Source organism: Massiliimicrobium timonense, assembly GCF_042850985.1.
In the GTDB taxonomy this organism is placed as follows: domain Bacteria; phylum Bacillota_I; class Bacilli_A; order Erysipelotrichales; family Coprobacillaceae; genus Allocoprobacillus.
The window spans coordinates 896002-911870 of record NZ_AP031415.1 but is presented as its reverse complement, the minus strand read 5'-3'; the positions used below and the strand labels follow the sequence as shown (position 1 = coordinate 911870).

The 15869-nt window shown below is 29.3% G+C and carries 16 protein-coding genes; 4 read left to right on the top strand and 12 right to left on the bottom strand.

What is annotated here, in order from left to right; genetic code table 11:
- Positions 1–55 precede the first annotated feature (55 nt).
- The 5 genes from ACGHJ8_RS04775 to ACGHJ8_RS04755 all read right to left on the bottom strand — a co-directional run bounded on the left by ACGHJ8_RS04775 (position 56) and on the right by ACGHJ8_RS04755 (position 4584).
- A complete protein-coding gene (locus ACGHJ8_RS04775) occupies positions 56–1153 on the bottom strand; it encodes a cell wall metabolism sensor histidine kinase WalK (RefSeq protein ID WP_087356928.1) in 1098 nt (365 codons plus the stop codon).
- Positions 1146–1826, bottom strand: a complete 681-nt coding sequence (vanR, locus tag ACGHJ8_RS04770; protein ID WP_390541986.1) for a VanR-ABDEGLN family response regulator transcription factor — start codon at positions 1824–1826, stop codon at positions 1146–1148. Before vanR ends, ACGHJ8_RS04775 begins: the two co-directional genes overlap by 8 nt.
- Positions 1827–1914: 88 nt before the next feature.
- A complete protein-coding gene (locus ACGHJ8_RS04765; protein ID WP_205089828.1) occupies positions 1915–3309 on the bottom strand; it encodes a PepSY domain-containing protein in 1395 nt (464 codons plus the stop codon).
- Positions 3302–3817: an RNA polymerase sigma factor gene (locus ACGHJ8_RS04760; RefSeq protein ID WP_087356925.1), complete on the bottom strand. Its 516-nt coding sequence runs from the start codon at positions 3815–3817 to the stop codon at positions 3302–3304. The genes ACGHJ8_RS04765 and ACGHJ8_RS04760 overlap by 8 nt, the downstream gene beginning before the upstream one ends.
- 83 nt (positions 3818–3900) lie before the next feature.
- Positions 3901–4584: a hypothetical protein gene (locus ACGHJ8_RS04755; protein ID WP_211965045.1), complete on the bottom strand. Its 684-nt coding sequence runs from the start codon at positions 4582–4584 to the stop codon at positions 3901–3903.
- Positions 4585–4737: 153 nt separating this feature from the next.
- Between ACGHJ8_RS04755 and ACGHJ8_RS04750 the strand changes: the two genes are divergently transcribed.
- The 3 genes from ACGHJ8_RS04750 (at position 4738) to ACGHJ8_RS04740 (ending at position 7058) form a co-directional block, all read left to right on the top strand.
- Complete coding sequence (locus tag ACGHJ8_RS04750; protein ID WP_211965047.1) at positions 4738–5091, top strand: helix-turn-helix domain-containing protein; 354 nt, start codon at positions 4738–4740, stop codon at positions 5089–5091.
- A gap of 260 nt (positions 5092–5351) precedes the next feature.
- Positions 5352–6044 carry an iron-sulfur cluster assembly scaffold protein gene (locus ACGHJ8_RS04745; protein WP_205091152.1) on the top strand — a complete coding sequence of 231 codons (693 nt, stop codon included), beginning with the start codon at positions 5352–5354 and terminating at the stop codon, positions 6042–6044.
- 15 nt (positions 6045–6059) lie between these two features.
- A complete protein-coding gene (locus ACGHJ8_RS04740) occupies positions 6060–7058 on the top strand; it encodes a GGGtGRT protein (protein WP_205091154.1) in 999 nt (332 codons plus the stop codon).
- Positions 7059–7174: 116 nt separating this feature from the next.
- On the opposite strand, the gene ACGHJ8_RS04735 is transcribed toward ACGHJ8_RS04740, so the two are convergent.
- The 3 genes from ACGHJ8_RS04735 to ACGHJ8_RS04725 form a co-directional block, all read right to left on the bottom strand.
- Entirely contained in the window at positions 7175–8092 is a 918-nt protein-coding gene (locus ACGHJ8_RS04735) for an IS3 family transposase (RefSeq protein ID WP_390542415.1), read from the bottom strand.
- A gap of 20 nt (positions 8093–8112) precedes the next feature.
- The gene (locus tag ACGHJ8_RS04730) at positions 8113–8859 is read right to left on the bottom strand and encodes a helix-turn-helix domain-containing protein (protein ID WP_390541982.1); all 747 of its coding nucleotides are present in this window, start codon (positions 8857–8859) and stop codon (positions 8113–8115) included.
- A 1373-nt stretch (positions 8860–10232) separates the two neighbouring features.
- Positions 10233–12161, bottom strand: coding sequence for an FAD-dependent oxidoreductase (locus ACGHJ8_RS04725; protein WP_087246112.1), 1929 nt, complete (start codon positions 12159–12161; stop codon positions 10233–10235).
- A 93-nt stretch (positions 12162–12254) separates the two neighbouring features.
- On the opposite strand from ACGHJ8_RS04725, the gene ACGHJ8_RS04720 reads away from it, so the two are divergent.
- The gene (locus ACGHJ8_RS04720) at positions 12255–12893 is read left to right on the top strand and encodes a TetR/AcrR family transcriptional regulator (RefSeq protein ID WP_390541979.1); all 639 of its coding nucleotides are present in this window, start codon (positions 12255–12257) and stop codon (positions 12891–12893) included.
- Between the two features lie 205 nt (positions 12894–13098).
- On the opposite strand, the gene ACGHJ8_RS04715 is transcribed toward ACGHJ8_RS04720, so the two are convergent.
- The 4 genes from ACGHJ8_RS04715 to ACGHJ8_RS04700 form a co-directional block, all read right to left on the bottom strand.
- A complete protein-coding gene (locus ACGHJ8_RS04715; RefSeq protein ID WP_390541977.1) occupies positions 13099–13389 on the bottom strand; it encodes a hypothetical protein in 291 nt (96 codons plus the stop codon).
- 124 nt (positions 13390–13513) lie between these two features.
- Positions 13514–13642 carry a helix-turn-helix transcriptional regulator gene (locus ACGHJ8_RS04710; protein ID WP_211965086.1) on the bottom strand — a complete coding sequence of 43 codons (129 nt, stop codon included), beginning with the start codon at positions 13640–13642 and terminating at the stop codon, positions 13514–13516.
- 123 nt (positions 13643–13765) lie between these two features.
- Positions 13766–14308, bottom strand: a complete 543-nt coding sequence (locus tag ACGHJ8_RS04705; protein ID WP_211965088.1) for a hypothetical protein — start codon at positions 14306–14308, stop codon at positions 13766–13768.
- Positions 14309–14423: 115 nt separating this feature from the next.
- A complete protein-coding gene (locus tag ACGHJ8_RS04700) occupies positions 14424–15740 on the bottom strand; it encodes an ATP-binding protein (protein WP_211965090.1) in 1317 nt (438 codons plus the stop codon).
- Between the last annotated feature and the right edge of the window lie 129 nt (positions 15741–15869).

Here is a 15869-nt window from a genome sequence, read left to right as displayed (position 1 = left end):
GAAAACATTATAGAGGAATAAAAAATATATTTTTTTAATAAATACTTAAGATTTTCTAAAGTTCATGACGTGGTAACATCACATCAAAGGATGTTTTTTGATTTTCACTCTTGACTTTAATAAAACCATGATGTTGTTCCACAATTGTTTTGGCGATAGATAATCCTAGCCCTGAGCCTCCTGTTGATGAATTACGTGATTCATCTAAACGATAAAACTGCTTAAAAATATTTTGAATTTTATCGGGTGGAATTGTATCTCCCTGATTTTCAAAAACCACATGTGTATAGCTTTCATCTTGATAAGCTTGGATATGAATGATTGTATGTTCATAACTATAATGAAAAGCATTTTTTAAAATATTATTAAAAACTCTTGCCATTTTTTGAGCATCAACACAGACAATCAAATTTTCTGGAACTTGAATATCTATTTTTTGATCTTTTTGAGAAGTTAATGGATAAAATTCTTCTTTCATTTGTTCTAAAAGATAAAGAAGATGGATATTTTCTAGATGTAAAGGAGAATATGTCTGATTGAGTTTTGCGATATCAAAAAATTCATTAATGAGGCGTTCTAAACGATAGGCTTTTTCTAAAGTAATATGAGTGTACTGATGACGTAAATCCTCTGGTAAATGAGGCGTTTCATCTAACAGACATAAATAACCTATGACTGAGGCTAAAGGTGTTTTAATATCATGAGCCAGATATGCAATCATATCTACTTTATGTTGAACTTCATCAATAGCCTTTTTTTCATTTTCAATACTTTCTCTTTTTAAGGCATTTAAATCATTTTCTAATTCATATAGAGATTCATCTAAAACAATTCTTTGATCATCTTTTTGAAAAAGAATTTGAATCTGTGAAAAAACACGAGATATTTTTTGAATGGCATAAATTTCTACGATAATAGAATTTAATAAAATAACCATCATAATAATCATAAAGATAATCGTTCTTTGATTTCTTAATGCAAAATGGGCAAAATCCCAACCAAAAAACTCTTGTAAAAAATTAATAAAAGCACCATTATAAAAATAATCCATATAAAAATAAAGACAAAGAATAAAAACAAAACAACTTGCTGTAATCAATATATGTATTTTAATAATTTCATGTTGAAATTTCTTTGTATAATCTTTATTCAATTTTATAACCTACTCCCCATACAGTTTGAATATAACGTGGATTTTCAGCAGAATCATTCATTTTTTCTCTTAAATGTCGAATATGAACCATAATTGAACTACTAGAATTTGTATAATACTTCTCACCCCATAAATCGTGAAAAATCTGATCAACACTGACAACTTTTCCCTTATTGGAACATAGCAACCATAAAATAGAAAATTCAGTTGGAGTCAATGACAATAATTGATTATCTAAATAACAATGATGATTATCTTTATCAATAGTTAAAGCCCCTATTGTTAAAACAGATTCATCTTTTTTAGGTGACATCATTGCATATCGACGTAATTGTGCCTTAATTCTTGCCATCAGTTCTAATGGTCGAAAAGGTTTTGTGACATAATCATCAGCCCCCATTGTTAAACCGGTAATCTTATCTATTTCCGTTTCTTTGGCAGTCAACATAATAATAGGGAAAATTTTCGTTTCACGTATTTTAGAACATATTTTTAAACCATCAATATCAGGCAACATAATATCCAATACAGCCAAATCAATATCCTCTGTTTCAACACAACATAAAGCATCGCAACCATTATAAAATTTAAAAACATGAAAGTTTTCATTTTTTAAATATAATTCTACTAAATCAGCAATTTCTTTTTCATCATCAACAACTAAAATATTCATATTCTCACCTCATTCATCATTATATTACATTATTCATGTGAATGTTTTAAGAATTTATTAAGAAAAAAGAAGAAGCTTGTCACTTCTTCTAATCGTCATAGTCTTTTTCATGTGAAAGAATAGATCCATTTTCAGCACTGATTTCATATTCATATTCATAATGTCCAGATTTAAAAGAAACTTCATAGTGATGATCATCTAATTCAACATCGACATCATAAACATTTGATGATGAAACACCTGCATGTTGGAATGCTTTTTGTTTCGCATCATTGTGATTGATTTTCACTTGACCAACATATTCCTTTTCATGCTTTAAGATTGAACCTGTTGTTCCATTAATCTTATATTCATATTTATAATTGCCACTGACAAATTCATACTCATATTCATAAATACCATCATCATAATCTTTTTCCATCTTTTCTTGACTTACTGTGCTAACTCCGGCATGATTTTTCGCAATTGATTTTGCCTGTTCCTGTGAAATCTGGTTGTTTGATGAAGATGTTGTCTGATTTTGTTGAGTTGATTGACTTGATGATTGTGTAGAATGTTCATTGTCTTTTTCTTTTTTCACAATCGCTCCTGTTGTTGCATTGATTTCATAATCATATTCTACTTGATTCTTATAGAATTCAACTTCATATATCATCACACCATCATCATAATCCATCTCTACCTTTGCCATCTCTGGATTCGATACATTAGCATCTGTCAATGCAATCTGCTGTGCTTTCTCTTTTCCGATATATCCACTTTCACTGGCATTGCCTGTAATGGATACCTGATCAACCTGATTGCTTTGTAATAAGAGATTCAATTCATGAATAGACAGATTCTTCAATGAATCAAATGTATATAATGAATTCTTAGAAACAAGCTGTTGAATAATTTCAGCTTTTCCTACAGAAATCTGATATTGCTTAGCCAGTGCTTCAATATCCTTATCACTGATTGTCTGTGAAACAATGGAACCATTAATATCACTGGCTTTCAATAATTCATCAATATTCAATGAAAGCTGTTCTCTGAGCTTTTCATTTTCCTGTTCATTATCACCAGTCACAGAAATCAGTAATGAATTTTTTAATTCATCAATATAACCCTCTTTCAACATAGCACCAATCAAAGCATTGACACCAACTTCAATATCACTACCTTTTAAATTCATATCACCAACAATTTTTTTACCATCTTCATTGTTTGTCTTGACATCAACAATTTTATAATCGTTATCTAGATTCAATTCCACACTAGGATTGACATCTAAACCGACAACTGTTTCCACAGCATGTGTTGAAGGCAACAACATTAATACCATAGCCATACATACAGCAGCCACTGGAACTGCAAAGAGATAATGTCTTTTTTTCTTTTTGGTTTCTACTACAATATTTTCATCTCGATATTTTAATTCTTCTTTAATTTCATCTAAGCGATGAGGTGTTATTTTCTTAAAAGCCTTTTTGATTTCATTCATAAGTCTTCTCTCCTATCTTTTTCATTTTCTTCATACCACGATGATAGCTTGATAAGGATGTCGCTATAGGAATATTTAATAAACTTGCTATTTCATGATGTTTCAATCCCCATAAAGAATGCATAATAATGACTTCTCTTTCCTGATCATTTAGACTTTCAAATAAATGTTCTAAAATCATTTGAGTATGCATATCTGTTTCTGGAGGACAATACAAATGATCCTGATATTCCTGTGTTACATTTTGTCTTCGTAAATGAAGATAACTTTCATTTCTTGCGATTGTATAAATCCATGCAAGTGGTTTTTTCTGTGATTGATAATTTTTAGCCGCTAAATAAATTTTCACATATACTTCTTGTAAAATATCACTACTATCATCGTAGTTTTTGATAATGCTCATAATATAGGCAAAAACACTTGTTTTTGTTTTTTCATACAATTGATCTAAAGCATTATCAATATGGGGAATCTGAAGAATGAGATCATCTATTTCTTTTTGATTCATATTTTTTCCCCCTTTCACTATACTAATGAGATGATTAGTTATATTATTGCATATTTCTTTATTTTTTGTTAAAAAAATGATTCCTAAGAATCATTTTGAAGTGAATGTATATATTGATCAAGGATAGGATTATCTAAAAAAGTCAAATCTTGAATATGTTTTATCGGTCTGACTTTTAAATATTGTGTCAGCTTATTTTGTACAAGAATATCAAAATGATATGGGTGTGTTAAGACAAGATGTTGTTGACACTGAAAACGATTATAACAATATTGAATAATGAAATAATAAAAACGAAGAATATAGAGTTGTTGTAGACATTCTATATGATAAGTTTGTGGATAATCATTTTTATTATTTTGGGGACATCCACAAAAAAGATTATCAAGATAAGATAATGGTAATAATAGATGAGAATAAGAATTCATTAAAGAATTTGATAAAAGATAATCATACAAATAAATGGCTTCAAGAATACCAGCTTCTAAATAAATAGCCTGAGAAGCAGGAATTGTAATTTTCATCAAAGATAACTGCTTTATATATTGATATAAGTTATCTAAACTGTAGGCATAAAATTTTTTTGAATGTTCTTGTTTTGTATAAATAAGATAGAAGTTTGCTTTTTGATGATAGGAAACATTTTCAGTGAGCTGACTATGATGAATCACTTGAACATGATATTTATCAGCTAAGAAATCTTCATCAAAAAATTGATCAGATGGTTGTAAAAAGGTTAGAGAATGAAAAAAATCATATATATACATAGGAACATCTCCTTATATAGTTACTTTTTTATCTATTATTTTTTTCATTATAACAACAGTTTAAATGGATATCAAATATAAATCAATTATTCATGAATATTCCACAGATTTTCCTAACTCTCCGATATAATGGTAAAAGACGAGGTGAGATAAATGTTAAAAATTGGCAAAATTTTAGCAACCAGATTAGAAGAAAAGAATATGACACAAAAAGAGATTGCTAAAAAATTAAATATTTCACCCGGTGCCTTTTCAGCATATGTAACAGATACGAACTTTCCACGTCTGGATATTCTTAAAGATATTTGTCAGATTCTTGATATTGATTTGAATCATCTCTTGCATTTGAATAGTCATGGCAACCCTGATTTGTTAATTCAAGGTAAAGATGAAGAAAAAGTCATTCAATATATGAGAAGTCTTTCTCCTAAAGAACGTGAAATATTGTTGGAAGGTATTCAGTCGCTTATGAATATTATTGAAAAGATGAATCATTTAAAGAAATAGTTTTGCTATTTCTTTTTTTAAAACTAATATTTACTTAAAGCAATTTCATTATATCTTATTTATTTGATATTTGCAATGAGTAAATCTTTATATTTTGCATTTTTTGATAATTTTTTCACTATGAAAGTACGCTCTACATTGACTTTAGAGGCTATTTGACTTATAATCACAGTAGGTGAATTCCTTCACCACAATCAGAAAAGAAGCACAATTTTCTGATTTGTCTGGCTAATCATTTTGAAGATGAAAGGAGTAAAAAAATGATTTATACAAAAGAAGTAGAAGAAATGTGTACTGTTGCACGTGGTGCAAGTCATGGATGTGCTCCAATTCCTGAAGAAGGAAAATGGGTATATTCAAGAGAAATCAAAGATATTTCTGGTTTTACACATGGTATTGGTTGGTGCGCTCCTCAACAAGGTGCATGTAAACTATCATTAAATGTAAAAGAAGGAATTATTGAAGAAGCATTAATTGAAACAATCGGATGCTCTGGAATGACTCACTCTGCTGCTATGGCTAGTGAAGCTTTGGTTGGTAAAACTTTATTAGAAGGTTTAAATACTGACTTAGTTTGTGACGCTATTAACACTGCAATGAGAGAATTATTCTTACAAATCGTTTATGGACGTAGCCAATCTGCTTTCTCAGAAGGTGGACTTTCTGTAGGAGCTGGTCTTGAAGATTTAGGTAAAGGATTAAGAAGTATGGTTGGTACTTCATACTCTACAAAATTAAAAGGACCTAGATATCTTGAATTAACTGAAGGTTACATTAACAGAATCGCTTTAGATGATAATAATGAAATCATCGGTTATGAATTCATTAATCTTGGAAGAATGATGGATATGATTAAATCTGGAAAAGATGCTAATGAAGCATTAAAAGAAGCTACTGGTACTTATGGTAGATTTGATAGTGCTACAAAATACATCGATCCAAGAAAGGAATAATGGAGGGGTACGAAGATGGCATTATTTGAAAATTATGAACGTAGAATTGATCAGATTAACGCTGCATTAGCTAAATATGATATTAAATCAATTGAAGAAGCTAAAGCAATTTGTGATGAAAAAGGTATTGATGTTTATAACATCGTTAAATCAACTCAACCTATCTGTTTTGAAAATGCTTGTTGGGCTTATATAGTAGGTGCTGCAATGGCAATCAAAAACGGAGATACAAAAGCAGTAGATGCTGCTAAAACAATCGGTGTTGGTTTACAATCATTCTGTATTCCAGGATCTGTTGCTGATGATCGTAAAGTTGGTTTAGGACATGGTAACTTAGGATCAATGTTATTAGATGAAAAAACTGAATGTTTTGCTTTCTTAGCTGGACATGAATCATTTGCTGCTGCTGAAGGAGCTATCAAAATTGCTGAAAAAGCAAATAAAGTAAGAACAAAACCATTAAGAGTTATTTTAAATGGTTTAGGAAAAGATGCTGCTAAAATTATTTCAAGAATCAATGGTTTCACTTATGTAGAAACTCAATTTGATTATTTTACAGGTGAAGTCAAAGAAGTATCAAGAACAGCTTACTCAGATGGTCCAAGAGCAAAAGTTAACTGCTATGGTGCTGATGATGTTCGTGAAGGTGTTGCTATTATGCACAAAGAAGGTGTAGATGTTTCTATTACTGGTAACTCTACTAACCCTACTCGTTTCCAACATCCAGTTGCTGGTACTTATAAAAAAGAATGTGTTGAACAAGGTAAAAAATATTTCTCAGTAGCTTCTGGTGGAGGAACAGGACGTACATTACATCCTGATAATATGGCTGCTGGTCCTGCTTCTTATGGTATGACTGATACTATGGGACGTATGCACAGTGATGCTCAATTTGCTGGTTCTTCTTCAGTTCCTGCTCACGTAGAAATGATGGGATTAATCGGTATGGGTAACAACCCAATGGTTGGAGCAACTGTTGCTGTTGCTGTAGCTATCGAAGAAGCTAGTAAATAATTTAAACTATGAAACATATGAAAAGCTCTGAAATTGAACCGCCCCTGTCAAGTAGACAGGTGAAATAATTAAAAATGTTTTTGATGAAGTTGCCGAGGAGACAACTTCATTTTTCTTTATGCAGCTAATGTTGTATTACTTGTATAATGTTCTTGTTTATATTTTATGATTCTTTTATTTTCTAATATTGGATATTGATTTGGTGTTTGTAATGATAGTGCTTCTCTTCTCACTTCATATGGTGTCTTTACTCCAAATCTTCTTTGATATCTTTCATACATGTAATAATGAATCCAATCATCAATAGCCTTAATAAGTTCGTCCTTTGTGTTGTAATGTTTTCCATAATAATACATCTCACATTTCATGATTCCCCAAAAGCCTTCCATTGGTCCATTATCTATGCAGCAGTGAACTCTTGACATGCTTTGTGTCATTCCCTGCTCTTTAAGGATATTTACAAAGGCTGGACTTGTGTATTGATATCCTCCATCCGAATGACATAAAGGATGTGCATCTTTATTAGCTTGAATTGCTTTATCAAATGTATTAAAAACAAGAATATTATTATTGTGATTACCAACTTCATAACTGACGACTGTTCTATCATAGAGATCAAGAAATGCACTCAAATAAAGCTTATATTCATTATGTGGGCCATATTTGAATTCTGTGACATCAGTTACCCATTTTTCATTTGGTCTTGATGCATTGAAATCTCTATTAAGATTATTCTTAGCTGTGTTGTTATTTTTTCTAACTGTACAACTTCTTCGTTTAGGTCGAATGATGCTTTGAATACCTAATGTCCTCATGATCTTATAGATACGTTTGTCACTATAATGTCTATGATGATCTCTATTTATTCTATCAGCCATCATTCTATAACCTAATAATCCGTTATATTTTTTATGATATTCTTTGATCAGCTCAGCTATCTCTTCATTTTCCTTGTCTACAATACTCTTTTCATGATGAAGCCATTTATAATAGTTTGCACGTTTGACATCAAGTATTCTACACATAAGTGATATATTTGGTGTGTTTCCTTTATCTACTTCTTCTTCGCTAATTTCTTTGATTGCTTCATATTCTTCTTCATATTTGCTTTCTCTGTATATCGCCTTCTTTCTATCTCGTCCAATTTTTTTAACATTCTTACCTCCAATAGTGCCATTTCAAGTTCATATTCCTTTTGTTTGAGCTGTCGTTTTAATAAAGTCATTTCATCAACTTCTTCATCAGCTTTATGATGTCCACGTCTATCACCTAAACCATCTTCGCCTTTTTCCTTATACTTCTTGACCCAATTAAAGACATTAGCGTAAGTTGTTTCAAATACCTTAGCTGTTGTCTTATAGTCCAAATCATGTTCAAGACAATACTTTACAATTTCAATACGTTCTTCTTTATTTACTTTTCTGCTTTTCGCCATATAGATATCTTCTCCTCCAGGAATGTAATCCTTCAATTCCATATGACTATTATAATCTTTTATCCACTTTATGATAGTGCTATTAGAAGAAATATTATATTTTATTGCCAGATCATCTAATGAACCTTCGCCGTTTAAATAAGCATCTACAACCATCCGTTTAAATGTTTTAGTATATGCATTATTTGATTTTAAATCATCAAAAGCTGATTCACCAAAAGCATTGTATTTTTTAACCCATCTATAAACAACCATATTATTTGTGCCAATTTCATCAGCTAATGAATAAGTAGATTCTTCACCATTCAAATAACGTTTACATATTTCTATTTTTAGTTCTTTAGAATATTTGCTTTTTCTTCCCAATATAAAAACCTCCCGTATCAGTGTTTAATTATTTACACTGTCTACTAGGAGGTTATCATATCAAATTCAGAGCTTTTTTTATTTTTAAAGTATTTAGATACTTTATCCTGCAATAATTAAGAATCATTCATTTGTTCTAGAGATATTATCTATTTTCTAGCAAGTTTTCTTAGTTCTTTCTTTTTGAGAAATTCCTTTTTTTATTCAAATAGCACGATAACTTTCCATCTTTGCTAAAGCTAATAACTTATCAATAGAAACAAAATATCAAATATTACCCTATTAATTTGAGATTTTCAATTCTCCATTGTTTTACTATTTTGCATACTTACAATTCAATTGTTCATTTTTTAAATCTTTTCACAAAAATATCTTGATTGCATCTGTATGAATTCTATAATTGATTTTGGATATTTCTCTATGCACATTCCAAGAGAACGAGAACTTAAAATTTTCAGTTAATCTGAAATAATAATCATCTTAAATTCTGCAGAAATCCTCGATGCAAACTCAAAAGCCATACCACTTCTTCCATATCTTTCTGGTTTTCAAATCAGAATTATTAAGAGTTTCCCATAAATCTAAAAATTTCATTGTATATCTACTGTTTATCCCATTTCTAATATCTTCATTTAGTTCATCATTTTTATATTTAGCAGTATCTCTTAAACTTATAAATTCATATGTAAATACTTATTACGCCTTGTGCTTCAATAATTTCATTTGTTTTGACCATAATTTATCTTTCACATATATTTTGAAATCAATAAAGAGAAATAAATTATTTAATATATTCTTATCATATATAAAAAATTCATTCGTCATTTTCGACAAATATCAATTTCAATAATAATCATTAATAAGTGATCTATTGATTTATGATGATTTCTCGATAATTGATTCTTATTTTTGTATCTCATCTCAATTATTCTCACAAAATAATATATTTAAAGAGACTACCTAAAACGCTAATAGATTTCGTGAGTTGCTTACATATTGTATACAAATCTTAAAAATTATTTTTTATAAAAATCCTCTGAGATTTATTAGAACCTAAATAGATTTATCATCTTTTACAATAACAGATTATGATAACTGTAATTTCGTAGTTATACACTTGTATTGAATGCACAATTTATAACTAACTCAAATTTTGACAAATCATTTATGAAATATATACTCCAATTCCATAATCAATATACAAATATTTTTGTTACTCGTAATACAAATTACTCTTTCTGATCACTAATATAATCATCTGTAATATAAAAAATGAACATCATTTTTATGACATTCATTTTTATCATCTATTCATTTTGGGAAGGATAAAAAGAATAGATTCAACAAAATATGATAATATAACAGAGCAAATATTAGATTTGTCTGGCTGCTATAAATCCTTCATGAATAGCATCGTAAATTTGACGAACTTTCTTGCTATCCCCTATATTATAAACTTCCATTTCTGTATTTTCTTCTAATTGATTTGCAAGATCATACTGAGGAGTAAATCCTGCTGCAATAACAACATTATCAGCATCAACAGTATTTTCGTTACCCCATCTGTCAATTAAAACTACCCCATTATCTTCTACAGCAACCAAACGTTTACCAGTCATAATTTTTATATTTGATTGAGCAATGGCAATATTATAAGCTTGACAAGATGAACCAGAATTAGCTAAGAAAGTATCTGCCATTTCTACAATGGTTACATTTTTTCCATCATTATCTAATTCTAGTGCTGTTTCAGCTCCTGTAATACCTCCACCAATAATAACGACATTTTTTCCATCAACAACTCGAGAACCATTTAAATAGTCATTTGCATAAACAACTGATGACTTATCACTACCTGGAACATCTAAAATTCTTGTTTTACCTCCTATGGCAATAATAACAGCATCATAGCCACCTTGAACAAGCATATCATAATTTGCTTCTTTTTTAACTAAAGTAATATTAGGATCATGAGTAATATGGTCTTCATAATAATTAATCAAACGTTTGATATTTGCCTTATTGTCTGGTTTACTTGCTTCTATCATAGCACCACCAAAACTTCTCTTTTCAAAAATAGTGACTTTATGTCCTCGTAAAGATGCCGTCAATGCTGCTTCACATCCTGCTGGACCAGCACCTACAATTGCTACATTTTTCTTAACTTCAGCTTCAACAATAGGTTTGCATTCAAATCTGTATAAAGTTGGATTCACTGTACAATGGATTGGTGTATGACCTAACATTCCTTTATCAATACAACCGATCATACAATTGATACATGGTTTAATATCTCTTGCTTTCCCCTCTTTCGCTTTTTTAGCCCATGCTGGGTCAGCCAATTGAGAACGTCCTAAAGCCACAAAATCACCATTTCCTTCAGCCAGCATTTTTTCTGCCTCTTCAGGAGAGAAAATATTGTGTCCAATAAATACAGGAATATGAACAGCATCTTTAATCATTCTTGTATGTTCAGCATTAAAAGCATTTGGCAATAAGAATTGTCGAGATGCAGTTGCATGTGTCCCACCCATCATATTTAAATGAGATACACCTTCTTTTTCTAATGCTTTCGCAACTTCAATTGTTTCCTCTATACGAATTCCTTCTGGTTCCCAATCTTCAGTACTTAATTTAACACCAATAGGAAAATCAGCTCCACATTTCTGTTTCATATTTCTGACAATCTCTATCAATAATCTCATACGATTATGCAGTGATCCACCATACATATCAGTACGTTTGTTATCATGAGGTGATAAGAAATTTGTAGGAATACATCCAGCAGCCCCATGAATTTCAAGGACTTCAAACCCAGCTTTTTTTGCTCTTAAAGCAGCATCTCCAAATTTCTCTACTAAATCATGAATTTCTTCAATAGTTAAAGCTCTAGGCATTTTAAATCCCATTTCATACCATGGTTCAAAAGTAATTGGTGATGCTCCAATAACATCAGCACTTCCTACAAATGCTGCATCTCTACCAGGATGTGCCAATTGTAGACCAGGAGTTGCTCCATGTTCTTTGACTGTTTCTGCCAACAAAGTTAATCCAGCAATAAATTCATCTTTGTCCGCTCTTAAACCACAAGATGTCATAGGAACAGGTACAGCATTATCCATAAAAATAAGTCCAGCACCACCATCAGCAGCTTGTGCATAAGCTTTAATTTGTCTATCAGTGACTGTACCATCTGGATTACCTAAGTACGTTCCCATAGAATTACGTACAATTCTATTTTTGATAACAACGTTTCCAATTTTTCCTTTTTCAAATAGATGAGGGTAATATTTGTTTTTCATACTTTATCTCCTTATATCTTTATTATTTCTATAAATAATGATATAATTATGATAAATAATTAACAAGCGATAAATCACTTAAAAAAGTTGCATATGCAACTTTTTCATAATGAATGTTGCATTAGAGAGGAAAAAATGAGTAAAGATTTAAGAAACATCAAAACAAAAGAAAATATTGAATCACATTTTATCAATTTATTAGAACGCTATAAATTCCAAGACATTACCATTAAACTATTAATTAATGAATGTCAAATCAATCGTTCTACTTTTTATAGAAATTATGAAGACAAATACGATTTAATTTATAAAATAGTTGAAGAACTCATCAAGCAATTTAAAAAAAATATTCATTGCCAATTTATTACTCTTCATTTAAAAAAAGAGAATGATTTTAAACCATATTTTAGTTCATTATTAGATTATTTTAATAAACATAAAGATATTTTTATAGTGTTATACAATAATGATTTACCCATAAATATTTTTGATGAAATGCTGACAATCTATAGTCATTATTTATTAAACGAACTTATTTATCATTATCACATTAGTGATTCTCAAATCAAAATTGCTAATTATTTTTCAAAAATTATTGCTTCAAACATCTTAGTTGCTATAAAATGGTGGCATCTAGAAAGCCCACAAACATCAAAAGAAGAAATATTACAAATCATCACTATTACTATCACAGAAGGTATTTTAGCAAGTTTACATTCCCAATTTTTATAAATAATTTGAAAATAAAATAATTTTCTCATAACAATACTAGAACACGAAATCATTGCTTTATGACAATTCATTTCTTGTTCTTTTTTTAATCATAAACATATGATTACCAATAATTTCATCATAAATGAGCTAAAAAATATACAAATAAACATTTATATTCAAGATAAAAAAATGAATCCGCATCTTAATTATCAAACTTTTATATCTAGTGAATATTCTTAAGCTTCATTCGTCTTGCTTTTATCTTTCCAAGAACACCCGACAAGTACATTGTAATCACAATTAACATACCAAAGTCCAAACCCAGCCCTGCACTTGCTATATATTCGTATAAACTGTCTGGTGTATTCAAACCTAATGTTTCAATTACTAAAAACGCTATCATTCCTAACAAAGCAGCAATCGTTAACCAAAATAATTTTATCTTTATTTTTTGATTTATTGTTTCCGCATAATCCGATAACTTTAATACTGTTTCTTTGACTTCTTCATTCATTTTCTCGCTCTTCCTTCCTCCATCAATAATTTCAGGGATACTCACATTATAGAACTCAGCCAAATTAATCAAAATACTTATGTCCGGCATATTTGTGCCTCTTTGAATTCCGATATCGGAATCTTTAGAAAGTCGGGATATCAGTTTCCCAATTAGAAATAGTCTGTCTGGAAACCATAAGATTTTCTGCTGATTGCTCTTGTGTATATTCTTTTTGTATGCGAGCACTTTTTATTTGATCGGCTATTCTCATTATCCCCACCCTCCTTCACTTACGAGTTTATCAAAATAATATAAATCTTTCTATCAAACATCTTTTACAAAAAGAAAAATTTATGTAAAAATTCTTTGACATCATCTAAAAAATAAATACATATTATTCAATAATCAAATCATATTCTCTTGGAGACTTAACATTTATGGTACAAAAACGATATTGTTCTCTTTGTTGATATGCATGATGGCAAATACTATAACCATTTTTTGTTATTGTGGTGTTTTTACGAACTATCTTTTTAAGGTCATTAAAAAGTTGATTAGATAATTCATTTTCATAATGTATAGTTGAAATTTCAGTTGGAAAGAGTATAGAATCCTTGTATAGTCCACCCAAATCAATAAAAGTATTTTCTAGATTTTCTTCAGTTAATGTAGAATATCTTTCTGTATTTGTATGGCTAACTTTTATTTTTTTCCAGTGACAGACACATCCTTGATAGAATATCAAAAACTGATTATTTCCTATTTTCCTTCCAGTTGTATTGATTCCAAAGCTAGAAATATTTAATATGTTATTGATTCGAATATTTTTCTGTTGAGAATAAGTAGGAACATAATATACTGTAAAATTTTGTTGAAAAGTTAAAAATATGTTTTGTAAATCTTCTTTTGTTGCAAATATTTTCATACTTTTCTTCATTTAATTCATCTCCTAAATTTAATTTTTAAAACCTTATAAATAATTGATATTCAACAATAATTCAGAATCAAATCTGTTAAATAAATCATAAATAATCTAATGACCCTATTTTATTCTAAAAGAACATTATAAAATATATTGGTAGATAAATAATTTTACCTTTAACCTTTATTTGTCTTTCGTTAGATAAAACATATACCTTTTGAATATGATAACTTTCATTTTTCAATAAATTATTAAGAGCACTATGAACTGTATAATCTTTTCCAGATTTCACTTCAATAGGAACAGCAGATAAGCTATCATAATCATCATACAAGAAATCTACTTCCCCTTTTGAACGATTATCATAATAATATAATCTCGAACCATGAGCAATAAGCTCACTGGCAACAACATTTTCATAAACTGATCCTAAGTTTATACTTTTTTCATTATCTAATACTGCTCTTATATTAGGTCCATAAAGAATACTTGTAAATATACCAACATCATTAAAATAAAGCTTGAGCAGATTCTTTCCCATCGATTCTATTAACGGAAAAGATGGATTAGATATTGCCTGTACAGCTAAAGCAATACCAGAACTTATTAAATATTCAAATTCATCAACATAGTCATTAAATGTTTTTCCTTTTTTATTCTCTATATTCTTTATAATCATACGTTTCTTTTTATTCTCCATATTTGATGGAATCATGTCATATATACGTCGTATTTTCAATTTGTTTTCTTGGCCATATTTAGAAGCATCTGCTGCATAATATTCATGAATTTCATTTTGTATTTGACGTACCTCCTGAATATTTTTGTTTTCTATATATGAATTTACAGCATCTGGCAAGCCACCAACTAACAAATATTTTTTAAATAAATCCATTATTTTTTGATGCACTGATTCATCTAATGATTCTAAATTTTTAAATTTATTTTGCATTGATTCAATAACAAATTGATTCATCCCATTGGCATATAAGAATTCCTCAAAATCTAAAGGATACATATGAATTCTTTTAATACTTCCCATAGGAATAGAAGTTGTTTGAGATAAAGTAACTCCAAGTAATGATCCGCTGGCTATATATGTAAATCTATTATCTTGTGCCAGAAATTTTAATAATGTTAAAAAATGTGGATATGCTTGAATTTCGTCAATAAATATAAGAGTCTCTTCTTTTTGACTCATTTTGTTTCCATCTGTCATACTTACTTGTAAATAGAAATCTTCTACAGATTTTACATTTTCATATAATCTATTACTTATTGAGTCTTCAATCATATTAATTTCAATAAAATTTTTAAATAATTTTTTCCCTACATAACGAATAATATATGTTTTCCCGACTTGACGTGCTCCATCTACGAGTAATATCTTTGAATTCTCTGATAATAAATGTTCTTCAATAACTTGACTTATTTTCCTATATAACATATCTCTCCTCCATATTTTAAATAGAAATAAATTTCATGATAATAAACTTTTCAATAAAATTATATAGCTTATTTTATGACTTTTCAATATTTTTATATCTATAAAGCAATGACTTTTCAATATTTTTTA